Source organism: Streptomyces sp. NPDC037410, assembly GCF_055602235.1.
The window spans coordinates 39,498-51,688 of sequence record NZ_JBVJWR010000023.1; the positions used below are offsets into that span (position 1 = coordinate 39,498).

General features: G+C 72.9%; 13 protein-coding genes. 5 read left to right on the plus strand and 8 right to left on the minus strand.

Annotated elements, in window-relative coordinates; genetic code table 11:
- Positions 1-5 precede the first annotated feature (5 nt).
- Genes ACZ7HT_RS30455 through ACZ7HT_RS30465 form a run of 3 tightly spaced genes read right to left on the minus strand, consistent with a single transcriptional unit; the run spans position 6 to position 2,361 of the window.
- The gene (locus ACZ7HT_RS30455) at positions 6-368 is read right to left on the minus strand and encodes a DUF952 domain-containing protein (RefSeq protein ID WP_471171759.1); all 363 of its coding nucleotides are present in this window, start codon (positions 366-368) and stop codon (positions 6-8) included.
- A gap of 38 nt (positions 369-406) precedes the next feature.
- On the minus strand, positions 407-1,336 hold the full coding sequence (locus ACZ7HT_RS30460) for a LysR family transcriptional regulator (protein ID WP_471171760.1): 930 nt from the start codon (positions 1,334-1,336) through the stop codon (positions 407-409).
- Positions 1,337-1,356: 20 nt separating this feature from the next.
- Positions 1,357-2,361, minus strand: a complete 1,005-nt coding sequence (locus ACZ7HT_RS30465; RefSeq protein ID WP_471171762.1) for a GlxA family transcriptional regulator — start codon at positions 2,359-2,361, stop codon at positions 1,357-1,359.
- 88 nt (positions 2,362-2,449) lie between these two features.
- On the opposite strand from ACZ7HT_RS30465, the gene ACZ7HT_RS30470 reads away from it, so the two are divergent.
- Positions 2,450-3,388, plus strand: a complete 939-nt coding sequence (locus tag ACZ7HT_RS30470) for an NADP-dependent oxidoreductase (protein WP_471171848.1) — start codon at positions 2,450-2,452, stop codon at positions 3,386-3,388.
- A gap of 53 nt (positions 3,389-3,441) precedes the next feature.
- Here ACZ7HT_RS30470 and ACZ7HT_RS30475 read toward each other — a convergent pair whose 3' ends face one another.
- Positions 3,442-4,218 (minus strand): methyltransferase domain-containing protein, encoded by a 777-nt coding sequence (locus ACZ7HT_RS30475; protein ID WP_471171764.1) that lies wholly within the window; start codon positions 4,216-4,218, stop codon positions 3,442-3,444.
- Between ACZ7HT_RS30475 and ACZ7HT_RS30480 the strand changes: the two genes are divergently transcribed.
- The 3 genes from ACZ7HT_RS30480 to ACZ7HT_RS30490 all read left to right on the plus strand — a co-directional run bounded on the left by ACZ7HT_RS30480 (position 4,217) and on the right by ACZ7HT_RS30490 (position 6,039).
- A complete protein-coding gene (locus tag ACZ7HT_RS30480) occupies positions 4,217-4,735 on the plus strand; it encodes a helix-turn-helix domain-containing protein (RefSeq protein ID WP_471171766.1) in 519 nt (172 codons plus the stop codon). The genes ACZ7HT_RS30475 and ACZ7HT_RS30480 overlap by 2 nt on opposite strands.
- A gap of 50 nt (positions 4,736-4,785) precedes the next feature.
- Positions 4,786-5,637, plus strand: a complete 852-nt coding sequence (locus tag ACZ7HT_RS30485) for a maleylpyruvate isomerase family mycothiol-dependent enzyme (protein ID WP_471171767.1) — start codon at positions 4,786-4,788, stop codon at positions 5,635-5,637.
- Positions 5,638-5,739: 102 nt separating this feature from the next.
- On the plus strand, positions 5,740-6,039 hold the full coding sequence (locus tag ACZ7HT_RS30490) for a DUF1876 domain-containing protein (protein ID WP_116162836.1): 300 nt from the start codon (positions 5,740-5,742) through the stop codon (positions 6,037-6,039).
- A 271-nt stretch (positions 6,040-6,310) separates the two neighbouring features.
- On the opposite strand, the gene ACZ7HT_RS30495 is transcribed toward ACZ7HT_RS30490, so the two are convergent.
- Positions 6,311-6,916: a CBS domain-containing protein gene (locus ACZ7HT_RS30495; RefSeq protein WP_471171769.1), complete on the minus strand. Its 606-nt coding sequence runs from the start codon at positions 6,914-6,916 to the stop codon at positions 6,311-6,313.
- Positions 6,917-7,071: 155 nt separating this feature from the next.
- Between ACZ7HT_RS30495 and ACZ7HT_RS30500 the strand changes: the two genes are divergently transcribed.
- Positions 7,072-8,322, plus strand: coding sequence for a YncE family protein (locus tag ACZ7HT_RS30500; protein ID WP_471171771.1), 1,251 nt, complete (start codon positions 7,072-7,074; stop codon positions 8,320-8,322).
- A 67-nt stretch (positions 8,323-8,389) separates the two neighbouring features.
- On the opposite strand, the gene ACZ7HT_RS30505 is transcribed toward ACZ7HT_RS30500, so the two are convergent.
- The 3 genes from ACZ7HT_RS30505 to ACZ7HT_RS30515 all read right to left on the minus strand — a co-directional run bounded on the left by ACZ7HT_RS30505 (position 8,390) and on the right by ACZ7HT_RS30515 (position 11,995).
- Positions 8,390-10,462, minus strand: coding sequence for a galactose-binding domain-containing protein (locus ACZ7HT_RS30505; protein WP_471171773.1), 2,073 nt, complete (start codon positions 10,460-10,462; stop codon positions 8,390-8,392).
- 122 nt (positions 10,463-10,584) lie between these two features.
- Positions 10,585-11,178 (minus strand): TetR/AcrR family transcriptional regulator, encoded by a 594-nt coding sequence (locus tag ACZ7HT_RS30510; protein ID WP_471171774.1) that lies wholly within the window; start codon positions 11,176-11,178, stop codon positions 10,585-10,587.
- 94 nt (positions 11,179-11,272) lie between these two features.
- A complete protein-coding gene (locus tag ACZ7HT_RS30515; protein ID WP_471171776.1) occupies positions 11,273-11,995 on the minus strand; it encodes a hypothetical protein in 723 nt (240 codons plus the stop codon).
- Between the last annotated feature and the right edge of the window lie 196 nt (positions 11,996-12,191).

Consider the following 12,191-nt stretch of genomic DNA (forward strand, 5'->3'; position numbering starts at 1 on the left):
TTCGGTCAGCCGGTCTCAGCCAGCCCCGTGGCCCGGCCGTCCTCGTCCCGGGTGACCTCCAGGATCGCGTCGACGGCGGCGCGGTCGATCGGCCCGAAGACGTGCGGGAACAGGGTCTCCTCGGAGACGCCGGGCGGCGGTGTCGGCGCGGCGGCCTCCCACTCCGTCCTCGCCGTGAGCCGGCTCTCGTCGAGGAGGAGGACGAGGAGCGGCCCGGTGACGCCGCGGAAGTAGGCGTTGACGACGGCGAGCGTGGTCGGCTCGTCGGGGGAGCAGTGCACGAAACCCTCCTCCGTGAGGGAGGCGGGGGCGTACGGCTCCTCCGGCCGGGCGGACCATTCAGCGGGCGTCACCACGTGGTAGATCATGCTCCGGTTATAGCAGGGGCTCCGCCGCCCCCCCGGGGTCACCAGGTGCGGCCGGCCTCGATCAGCACGTCCCGGACGCGGGTGACGTCGGGGTTGCCGGGGCGGCCCGGGCGCTGGACGAGGTAGCCGGTGTTGATGGGAGGGTCCTCCGGTTCGTGCAGGGACACGAGCGCGCCGGAGGCCAGTTCGGCCTGGCAGAGGTAGCGCGGCAGGACGCTGAAGCCCGCTCCGGCGACGAGCGCCGCGAGCACCCCGCGCAGATCGGGCACGGTCACGGCGGCGGGGCGGGAGAGCCGCGCCCCGAACACGTGCCGCCAGTAGCGGCGGGCGATGGGAAGATCCTCGGCGTACGCGACCAGGGGGACGGGGTGCAGCGCCGCAGGACCTTCCAGGGCCAGCCGCTCCTTGACGCGGTCGGCCCACACCGGGGCCGCGACCAGGAGGAACTCCTCGTCGGTGAGCGGTACGGCGGTCAGCGCCCGCCCGCGCGGCCGGAAGGTGGCGATCACCAGGTCGTGCCGGCCCGCGCGCAGCTCGTCGAGGAGCGGCTCGGTCAGACCCGGACTGACCCGGAGCCGTACGCCGTCGGCCGCCAGCGGGGCGAGGGCGGGCAGCACGCGGGCGCAGAGCAGTTCGGCGGGGCCCGCCAGGTGTACGGGAGCGGTCCGCTCGTGCGGTGCGGCCTCGTGCCCGGTCACGGCGGCCAGCGCGTCGAGCGGCCCGGCGACCCGGGCCGCGAGCTCGTCGGCGACGGCGGTCGGCGCGACGCCGCGCGGCAGCCGCTCGAAGAGTTCGCGTCCCGTCTGCCGCTCCAGGGCGCGGATCTGGGTGGTCACCGTCGGCTGCGAGAGGCCGAGCAGTCCGGCGGCGGCGGTGAACGATCCGGAGCGGTGGACGGCGAGGAAGGTCCGCAGCAGGTTCAGATCGGCCACCGGCTGCGCCGCACCATCGGAATCGTGATGTCTCACGTCGTGAAGCCTAACCAGATCTATGGGAGCGCGGCCTCGCCCCGGAAGGTGCGCCGGTACGCGAGCGGGGAGACGCCGATCGCCGCGTGGAGGTGCTGGCGCAGCGAGGTTCCGGTCGCGAAGCCCACCTGGCCCGCGATGTCGTCCACGGCGAGGTCCGTGGACTCGAGGAGCTGCCGGGCGCGGACCACCCGCTGCTGGATCAGCCAGCGTCCCGGACTCATGCCGACCTCCTCGTCGAACCGGCGGGCGAAGGTCCGCAGGCTCATCCGGGCATGCGCGGCGAGCTCGCTGAGGGCGAGCGGCTGGTGCAGGTTCTCCAGCGCCCACTGCCGGGTCGCCGAGGTGTCGTTCGCGGTGGTCTCGGGCACGGGCTGCTCGATGTACTGGGCCTGCCCGCCGTCCCGCCACGGCGGCACGACGCAGACGCGGGCCACGTGGTTGGCGACGGCGGCGCCGTGGTCCTTCCGTACGAGGTGCAGGCAGACGTCCACGCCGGACGCGGCGCCCGCCGAGGTCAGCACGTCGCCTTCGTCGACGAACAGCACGTCCGGGTCAAGGGACACCTGCGGGAACCACTGGCGGAAGACGGCGGCGAGCGCCCAGTGCGTGGTGGCGGGGCGGCCGTCCAGGAGCCCGGCGGCGGCGAGGACGAACGCGCCCGTGCAGATGGACACCAGACGGGCCCCGGCGGGCACGGAGGCCAGCGCCTCGGCCGCCCCGGCGGGGAGCTCGCGGGAGAGGAGGGACAGGTCGAAGGGCGGAAGGATGACGGTGTCGGCCGTACGGAGCGCCTCGGGCCCGTGCGCGACGGTCACCGAGAAGTCGGAGTTGGTACGGACGGGCTTGCCGTCCACCGAGCAGGTGAGGACCTCGTAGCGGTCGTCCACCGCGCCGAACACGCGGCTGGGGATGCCCAGTTCGAAGGGATAGACGCCGTCCAGGGCGAGGACGACGACACGATGACGGTCACCCCGGGCCGGGCTCATGACAGGGGTCATGGCGGGGGCCATCGCAGCACTCATGGCAGGATCCCTTCGAAAGATGGCAATCATGCCATGGTACGGGTCGGGACGGACCGCGAGTCTTGACGGCATGACGAACCACCCCACCATGCGAGCCATCAGCCAGGACACCCACGGAACCGCCGAGGTCCTCAGGGAGGTCGTGGTCCCGCGACCCGTGCCCGGCCCCAGCCAGATCCTCGTCGCCGTCCGCGCGGCCGGCGTCAACCCGACCGACTGGAAGCACCGCGCCGGCGCCCTCTTCCTCGACCGCCTCCCCCTCGTCCTCGGCTGGGACGTCTCCGGCGTCGTGGAGGCCGTCGGCTACGGCGTGACCGTGTTCAAGCCCGGCGACGAGGTCTTCGGGATGCTCCCGTACCCGTACGGCGTCGGCTCCCACGCCGAGTACGTGACCGGCCCCGCCCGCGCCTTCGCCCACAAGCCGGCCGAGATCGACCACGTGCAGGCCGGCGCCCTGCCGCTCGCCGCCCTCACCGCGTACCAGGCGATCGTCGACACCGCCCAGGTCGGCCCCGGGCAGCGGGTCCTGATCCACGCGGCCGCAGGCGGCGTCGGCCACCTCGCCGTCCAGATCGCCAAGGCCCGCGGCGCGTACGTCATCGGCACCGCGAGCGCCCCGAAGCACGCGTTCGTCCGTTCCCTCGGCGCGGACGAGGTCATCGACTACCGCACCACCGACTTCGCCGAGGCCGTCCAGGACGTCGACATGGTCCTCGACCCGATGTCCGGCGACACCCGCAGCCGCTCCCTCGACGTCCTGCGCCCCGGCGGCACGCTCGTCTCGCTGCTGCCGCCCACGGACCCCGACGAGCCGGCCAAGGCGGCGGCGCGGGGCGTCCGCGTGGAGACCCTCCTCGTCGAGGCCGACCACGCCGGCATGAACGCCGTCGCCGCCCTCGCGGCCTCGGGCGCCCTCCGCCCCCACGTCGAGGCGGTCTTCCCCCTCGCCGAAGCCGCCAAGGCCCACGCCCTCGGCGAGACCGACCGCACCACCGGCAAGCTCGTCCTCACCGTGGACGGCCCCTGAACCCGGCTCACGTGCCCCGCTGAACCCGGCTCACGTGCTCCGCTGAACCCGGCTCACGTGCCCCGCGTTCCGGACGCCGTGAAGACGGGGATCGCCAGGAAGAAGCGGCCGGCGGCGGCGCGGGCGGCCTGGTCCGCGCTCCAGGCCGCCGCCTGCCCGCGGGTGACGGCCCCGCTCCGTACCGCCGACTCCGCCAGCCCCGTCGCCAGGGGGAGCCGGCGGGCGTCGGTGAGGACGGCGGTGGAGACCTCCACCGCCACCTCGCCGAACCCGTGGTCCAGAAGCAAGGCGCGGAAGCGGCGCGCGACACGGGGTCCGGTGACCAGGTCGGCGCGCGCCTGCACGATGGTCCTGGTCAGGGCGCCGTCCTCGGCGTCCAGGACGAACGTGTCCCAGTCCTGACCGGTGAGCACGGCCCGTCCGCCCGGCGCGAGCACCCTGCGGGCCTCGGCGAGCGCCGCCCCCGGATCGGGCAGTTCGTGGAGCACCTTGTCCGCGCGGTACGCGTCCCACGCGCCGTCCTCGTAGGGGAGCGAGGTCGCCTCGGCGACCTCGAACGCGTGCCCCGGGTGCCGCCTCCGGGCCGCGGCGACCATCTCCGCGTCCCTGTCGACACCGGCGGCGAGCGCCCCGCGCGCCCCGGCCTCCGCGACGGCCAGACCGCCGCCGCAGCCGACGTCGAGGAGACGGGTCCCCGGCGCGACCCCCAGCAGGCCGTACGAGCGGGCGCGCAGCGCGGCCGCTCCCGGGGCCCGGTCGACGGCGTCGAGGACGGCGAGCAGGGCAGGACCGTGGTCGCGGCCGGAAGGGGCCGCAGGCGTGATGGACATGGCGACCACGCTCGTGGTTAATGCCGACATGAAGTCAAGCGGTACGCCTCCGAAGTCCCAGGCGTCTCCGACGCCCCCGACGATGGCCATCGGCGAACTCGCGGGCCGCTTCGGACTCGCCACCCACGTGCTGCGGCACTGGGAGTCCGCCGGGCTCCTCGAACCCGCCCGTGACCCCCACGGCCGCCGCCGCTACGACGCCGGGCACCTCACCCGCGTCGCCGTCGTCCTCCGGGCCAAGGCGGCGGGGCTCGCCCTCGACGACATCCGCGAGCTGCTGCGGGCCGGCGACCCGGCCGCCCGTCGGCGGCGGCTCGAAGCGCACCGGGAGGAGTTGCGGCGCCGGGTGGCGGAGGCGCAGGCCTGTCTCGACCTGGTCGAATGCGCGCTGGGCTGCGCCCACGACGACCTCGCCGACTGTCCCCGCTTCCGGGAGGCCGTGGCCGCCACCGCCGGTGGCGAAGACCTCCCCGCCGTGACCGGTGCCGAAAGGCCTACTCGCTGGTACGGTCCCTGACCAGTCGGTGCTCCAAAGGGAGCCGCCGGGGCCAGGGGAGGGGCGGATCCATGACGCAGCGAACGGACGGGGAGCTTTCCGGAAAGCCTTCCGGACAGCCGTCCGGGGTGCTTCCCGACGGGCTGGCCGAGGCGATACGCGGCACCGCCGACGACATCGCGGCGGTCCTGCGCACGGCGGAGCCGGACGGCTCACGGCTTCCCGTGCCCCGCTCCACCTGGACCGTGGGCGAGGCCGCCGCCCACCTGGCGCAGGCGAACGCCCTCATGGCCGATCTGGCCGCCGGCCACGAGCGCCCCTACGGCGACGGCACCCCCGGCAGCCTGGCCGAGGCCAACGAACGCGCCCTCGCCGGGTTCGGCGAGCGGTCACCCGGTCCGCTCGCCGAGATGATCACGGCCCAGGCCGCCGCCTTCCTCGCGACCGTCGAGGAGCGTGATCCCGCCGAGCCGGTGTCCACACCGCTCGGCCGCCTGAGCCCGGCCGTCCTCGGCTCGTACCTGCTCACCCACATGCTCGGCCACGGCTACGACCTGGCCCTCGCCCTGAACCGCCCCCACATGCTGGACGTGCGCCGGGTCGAGCTCACGCTGCCGTTCATGATCGAGGCGATGCCCCGCGTCGCCGACCCGGCCGCCGTCGCGGGCCTGACCGCAAGCTTCGCCGTACGGCTCCGCAGCGGCCCGAGCTTCGGCGTGACGGTCACCGACGGCGTGGTCAGGACCGGCCACGAGCCGCCGGCCCGGCCCGACTGCACGATCCTCACGGAGCCCGTCGCCTTCCTCCTCCTCGGCCTCGGGCGGGTCGACCCCTGGCCGGTGATCGCCCGCGGCAAGGCCCTCGGCTGGGGTCGCAAGCCCTGGCTCGCCCCCCGCTTCCCCCGCCTCTTCCGCGCGCCCTGACCCCGTCCCCTGTGCGTTCCGGCCCCCGCCGATGGATCCTGGAGGTATCGGAAGGGGCCGTGCCTCGGTTGCGCGCGACCCGGCGATGCGAGGAGGCGGACCATGAGCCGCACGCTGGAATGGACGGTCGGCGTGGAACTGACCGAGGACAGCGGCAGGACGAAGGCCGAGGCCCGGCTGAAGACCGGCACCTCGACCCTCACGGGCCACGGCTCCGCGCGGTGCAACCCGGCGGACGTGGACGTGCCGGCGATCGGCGACGAACTCGCCGCGAGCCGTGCGATGAAGGACCTGGCGGGCAAGCTGATGCGGGAGGCCAACCGGGAGATGGAGGCGGTGGGCGCCGGGACCGTACCCCAGCACACCGGCCCCGGATACGGCTGGCCGGAGGCGGTCTCCTGACGGAACCGCCGCTGTAGCGCCGGGAGCCCGAGGGGCGTCGTACTGCCGGGAGCGCGGCGGGACGGAGACGCCGCCGGGCTCCCGGGCACGCCTTGCCGAGCCGCCGGCCTGCTGAGCCGGGAGCCGTGCCGCGAGGGCGCGCCCGCTCCTGTGCCGCGCCCCCGCCGGGCTCCGCGCCCCCGCCGGGCTCCCCGCCCCCGCCGGGCTCCCCGGCCTCGTCCAGGCCGCGCCCGCTCTTTCCTGTGCCGCGCCCCCCTGGGCTCCCCGCCCGCTACGAGGCCCCGCCCCCGTCCGCCTCGTACGTCATCCGGTCCACGACCTCCACCACCCCGTCGACCGTCTCGCACAGGCGGACCAGGATCGGGCCGAGGCCCGGGCGCTCCAGGGTGCCGCTGAGCGTCACCCGGCCCTCGTCGACGTCGATGTGGACCGCCGAGGGGGAGAGGCGCAGGATGCGGACGATCACGTCCTCGCGGATCTCCTCCTGGATGGAGCGGTCCCTGCGCAGGAACAGCTGCAGCAGGTCGCTGCGGCTGAGCACGCCGATCAGCCGGCCGTCCGCGTCCACGACCGGGAGCCGCTTCACCCGGTGCCGTTCCATGAGGCGGGCGGCCTCGACGGCCGTCCAGGAGGGCCGGGCCGTCACGGCCGGGCTCGACATCATGGCCTCCGCCGTGCTCGGCCCGTCCTTGGCCGTGTGCCGCCGCAGCAGGTCCGCCTCGGAGACGACGCCGACCGGCCGGTTGTCCTCGTCGACCACGGGGACCGCGGTGATGCCGTACTCGTCGAGGAGCCGGGCGATCTCCTTGAACGACGTCCCCCGCTGTACCGCGACTGCGGTGGGCGTCATCAGGTCCGCGACACTGCGGTGCCTCATCGTCCGTTCCGTCCCTTCTGCGTGCCTGCTCCCATGATCCCGCACCGGGCGGGACGGGCAGTGCGGAGGGGTGCGTCCCGGGGGCTTGTGGGCTTGACGTGGTCATGGTTACCTCCGGTAAGTCGTCGTCGTGCCATGGAGGAAGGACCCCCCCCATGCCCTCTCCCCGCCCGTCCGGGACCCGCCGTTTCCTCGGAGCCCTCGCAGCCGCCCTCGTGCTCGTCACCACCTCGGGCGGCACCGGAGCCGCCGCCCCCGCCGGACTCCAGGAGGTGATGTTCGTCGGCAACAACTGGGACGGCACCGCCGACGTCATCGCCTCCCGCGGCGACTTGCACCGCGTCGGCCGCGTGAACGTGATCCCCGACAAGGAGGAGCGCCTCCGCGAGATCTACCTGAACCCGATCAAACTCGCCTACTTCCTCGGTGTCCGCAGCGGACCGGGCGAGGGCCACGACCAGTTCGTCGACGACATGTACGCGACCCCCGACGGCTCCGCCATGGTCGTCTCCCGCCCCAGCTTCGCCGACGTGGTCTCCCTCGACCTGCGGACCGGACGGATCAACTGGCGCTTTCCGGTGGCCGGTTACCGCGCCGACCACATGGCCGTCTCGCCCGACGGCACCCGCGTCGCGGTCTCCGCCTCCACCGCGAACACCGTGCACGTCCTGGACATCGCGACCGGACGGCAGCTGGGCTCCTTCAAGACCGGCGACAAGCCCCACGAGAACGTCTTCACCTCCGACGGCCTCCTCTGGAACATGTCCATCGGCGAGGTCACCACCGCGCTCGACGCCCCCTGGCTCGACTGGACCAAGGGCGACCGGAAGATCACCGTCGTCGACGCCCGCACCTTCGAGACCGTGCGCGTCATCGACATGCGCGACCGCCTCGACGCCTTCGGCCGCGGCGACCTCTCCGACGCCGTCCGCCCGCTCGTCTTCACCCCGGACGAGAAGAAGATCTACTTCCAGGTCTCCTTCTTCAACGGCTTCCTGGAGTACGACGTCGACTCCGACCGCATCACCCGCCTCAAGAACCTCCCCGGCAACCCGGCGACCGACCCCGACCGCACCACCTGGGTCAACGACTCGCGCCACCACGGTCTCTCGATCAGCCCGGACGGCGACAAGCTCTGCGTCGCCGGGACGATGGACGACTACGCCACCGTGGTCGACCGCGCCACCCTCCAGGAGGGCCCGCTCGTCCCCGCCTCCAAGCCCTACTGGGCGACGGTGAGCGGCGACGGCCGGTCCTGCGTCATCTCCGAGAGCGGCGCCGACCGGGTCACCGCGATCGACTTCTCCACCGGGCACCGGGTGACGAGCGTGGACGTCGGCGACCACCCCCAGCGCGTACGCCTCGCCCGCGTCCCCGCCGACTGGACGGGCCCCACGACGGGCTGACACGCAGAGTACGACGGAGGGCCTGCCGGATCGAATCCGGCAGGCCCCCCGTCGTACTCCCTTACTCTCAGGACCTGTTGACGGCCACCTCGTAGAGTGAGTAGCCCCAGTCCGTGGCCCGCTTCACCCCGTGGACGCGCACGTAGCGCGCCGACTGCGAGTCGAACTCCGCCGTGTCGATGCCGCCGTCACCCGCGTCCGTGGACCACACGTCCCGCCAGGTCGTGCCGTCGTCCGACAGCTCGATCTTGTACGCGCGCGCGTAGGCCCGCTCCCAGTCGAGGGTGACCCGCCCGATCCGGCGCACCGAGCCCAGGTCCACCTTCAGCCACTGGTCGTCGGACCACTCGCTGGCCCAGCGGGTCCCGGTGTTGCCGTCGACCGTGAGGCCCGGCGAGAAGTCCACGAACGGGTTCCACCACTCGGTGGTGGAGGCCGACACCGGGTGCCCGGCCGCCAGGTTCACACCCGGCTCGTGGTCCTCGGTCTTCTTCCACGTCGTCAGGTACGACTCCGCCCCCCGGGACAGGTCGTCCACGACGCTCTGACCGCCGGGGGAGAGCCGGATCTGCTCGACCCAGTCCGGTACGAGACCGTTGTGCGCGGCGCCGTCGGTGTTGAGGTCCCAGGTGCGCTCACCGGTGACCTGGCGGTCGAGGACCGAGCCGCCGTCGAAGCTGCGGAACGGGTACGTCACCGCGTTCGGAGCGTCCGCGCCGACCGGGCCCGGATGGGCGCCGACGCCGTTCATGTCGGTGCCGTAGCCGAGGCCGACCCCGTACTTCTTGCGCAGCTCGGCCTTCTGGCCGGCCTCGCCGACGAAGCCCTGAGCGCTGCCCATGTACTGGGCGACGAATCCGCCGAGCCCGTAGACCCGGTCCGTCCAGTCCATGTCCATCCAGCTGTGGCTGGAGATGACGCCCGGGTACTCCTCGGCCTCCAGGATGTCGAGCGCACGCCCGGCGGCCTTGACGCTCATGTGGTCGAGCTCCAGCATCATGCCGCGCTGGATCATGCCCTTCAGGGCGTACTCCCCGAGCCGCGTGAGACCCCGGGTGTTGCACTTCGCGTCCGAGGCGTACGAGGGGACGCTCACCCCGGCCGGCAGTTTCTCGGCCATCGCGGCCGGCGCGGCGGCCAGGCCGATCGGGTTGTCGTGCTGCGGACCCGCGCACTTCTCGGTGGCCCAGAAGGTGCCCGTGGACAGGAACTGGCCGATGTTGACCGCCACGCCCGTCGTGCCGCTGTCGAAGCGGACGCCGCAGAGGGCGTTGTCGAACTTGTGGCAGAGGAACATGCTGCGCACGCCGAGCCCGTACAGCTCGTCGAGACCCTTGTCGATGTCCGCCTGGCTGCACTGCGCGATGTCGAGGATCTGCTTGCAGCCGAAGGGCTCCGAGGTCTCCACGCCGAGGACGACGGCGAGCTTGCCCTGTTGGATCACCGAGCGGGCCTGCGCGGAGTCGGTCACGATGCGGAACCAGCCCTTGCCCGGGCCGCCGTACATCTGGTCGATGTAGTCCTGCAGCTCGTAGCTCTTGCGGGCTTCGAGCCGGATGGCGTCCATCTCGTCACAGCCGCGGTCACGCGGGAGGAGCGAGCAGATCAGGCCGTTGGTCACCAGGTCGTTGACCAGGATCCGCTGCCCGCCGCGCCAGGCCCGCTCGACCCACGCGTAGTAGTTCTGCTGGTGGCTCATCGAGTCGGGGGCGGGCCAGTCCTTGAACGTGGGCCAGCCGACCGGGTCGTGCTTCCCGTTGTCACCGCCCGTGAGGTGTTCGAAGAGCGCCCCGGAGCCGTCCGGGTAGTGCTCGGGACAGTCCTTGAGGGCGTCGGCGGCACTGGCCGGCGAGAACGTCGCCCCGCAGATCATCCGGCCGCCGAAGCCCTCGTTGGACATCAGGTGGTTGTGCGCGTCGATGAACCCGCGCACCTTGCCCTGCGCGTCCGTTCCCTTGAACGGCTCGCCCGTGACGTTGATCTGCGAGTCGGGCGCGGGCCGGGACACGGGCTCCCACCACGCGCCGCCGGCCGCGGCGGCGGGGACCGGAGCGGAGCCGAACAGCACCGCGGCGAGGGCGATGAACAGCGCCAGGAGGGCGGATCTGCCGCCGTTCCCGCGCGAGAATGGTCGAGTCATGTCGGGCGATGCCTCCGGGCGGTGGGGGTGTACCGGCGCCCCGAGGATCGCGTTACCGGAGGTACGAGTCAAGAGTCCGGGTCAAATGACCTGTTGATGAATCGCGGAGCCCGGAACGGGTATCAACCCTCGATCAGGGATACGAGTTGATCAGCCGTCAGATCCAGGTGGTCGGCGGCCGCGCGCCCGTCTCCGAGGACCAGGAACTGCAAGGTGAGCCCGTCGATCGCCGCCGCCAGATACCGCGCGAGCACCTCCACGGGCACCCGGGGCTCGAGCTCCCGCATCTCGCGGACCTGCTCGATGAGCGCCGCCGCCGACGCCACGTACTGCTCGTACTGGGCGCGCGCCAGATGCTCGAACCCGGGCTCCCGCAGCGCGTACTGGGTGAGGTCGTACGTCAGCATGTGCTCGCCCGGATGGGCCGTGACATGGTCCCAGTACGTCTGCAGCGCACCCCGGACGGTCTCGCGCAGCGTCGCGCCCGGCTCGACCGCCGACATCACGCGCGCCACGTAGTTCCCGGTGATCGTCTCGATCGCGGCTTCCAGGAGCGCCTGCTTGGAGTCGAAGCAGTAGTGGAAGACGCTCAGCGAGACCCCCGCCTCCGCGCAGATCGACCGCGTCGTCGTCCGGGCGACCCCGTCCCTGGTCATCGCCCTGATCGCCGCCTCGACCAGCTGCCTGCGTCGTTCGGCCGACGGCATCCGCGCCATGGTTCCTCCTCGCGTCCGGCGCACAGGGTAACCGCAGCCTCCACGCACCTCCCCCGGCCGGTCCCGTGCGCGACGGGACCGGCTGAGCGAGCCGTCAGGGGGTGGACGAGGTGTCGCTGTGATGGAGTTCGGTCAGGGTGGGTTCCGTCACGCGGTACACGGCGGAGCGGCGGATCGTCACGGCGGCCGAGGGCTCGGAGTCCCCGCGCGTCAGGTAGACGACGGTCGCCTGGCGAGGTGCCGGTGACGAGACGTCGATCGACACCACGGGGGTGCGGTCGCCCAGCGAGACGGCTGCCACGGGCACCGGGGTGCCGGAGTCGTTGCGCCAGGTGACGAGGCCGTAGAACTTGCCCGTGCCGCCGGTGGTGACCTTGACGGCGGCCACGGCGTCCTCGGCGGGGTCGCCCGTCATGTCCCCGATGCCGCACTGCGGCTGAAGCTCGATCACCACGCCGTCGCCCTCCCACCGCCCGTCGGTGAAGGCGACCGTCCCGTCCGGGGCGTCGGGGAAATGGAAGGACGGTGTCTGCAGCGCCGCGTTCCGCAGCTGGTCACACGTCAGCGCCCCCGCCGAAGGGTCCTTGGGCGGCTGCGTCGGCTCCGTCGGCTGCTTCGACGCCGTCGGCGACGGCTTGGCCGATTCCTTACCCTTCCCCTGCTCCGGCGCCTTCGAAGCGCCCGCGGACTTGCCGGGCTCGGGGCCCGCAGCCGCTCCGTCGCCTCCCGTGTTCTGGCAGCCGACCGTGACCGAGGCCAGCACCAGGGCCGTGATCAGCCACGTTCCCCGTGCCGCCCGGCTTCTCTTCCCGTTCACCGCAGGACTCCCTTACGTCCGTCCGCGCCGTCCGTCCGCCGTCCGGCAGGTCCGAAGACGCGCTGTTCCGCACCGCGGTTGCGGGTGCGGGGCAGCGAGGAGGGCAAGGGCACCATGGCCTGTACTCGTCCCCACGGCGGGAGATCATAAGCCTTCCCGTGCTCCCGACCCGCCTCCTGAAGAGCCGCAGCGATCG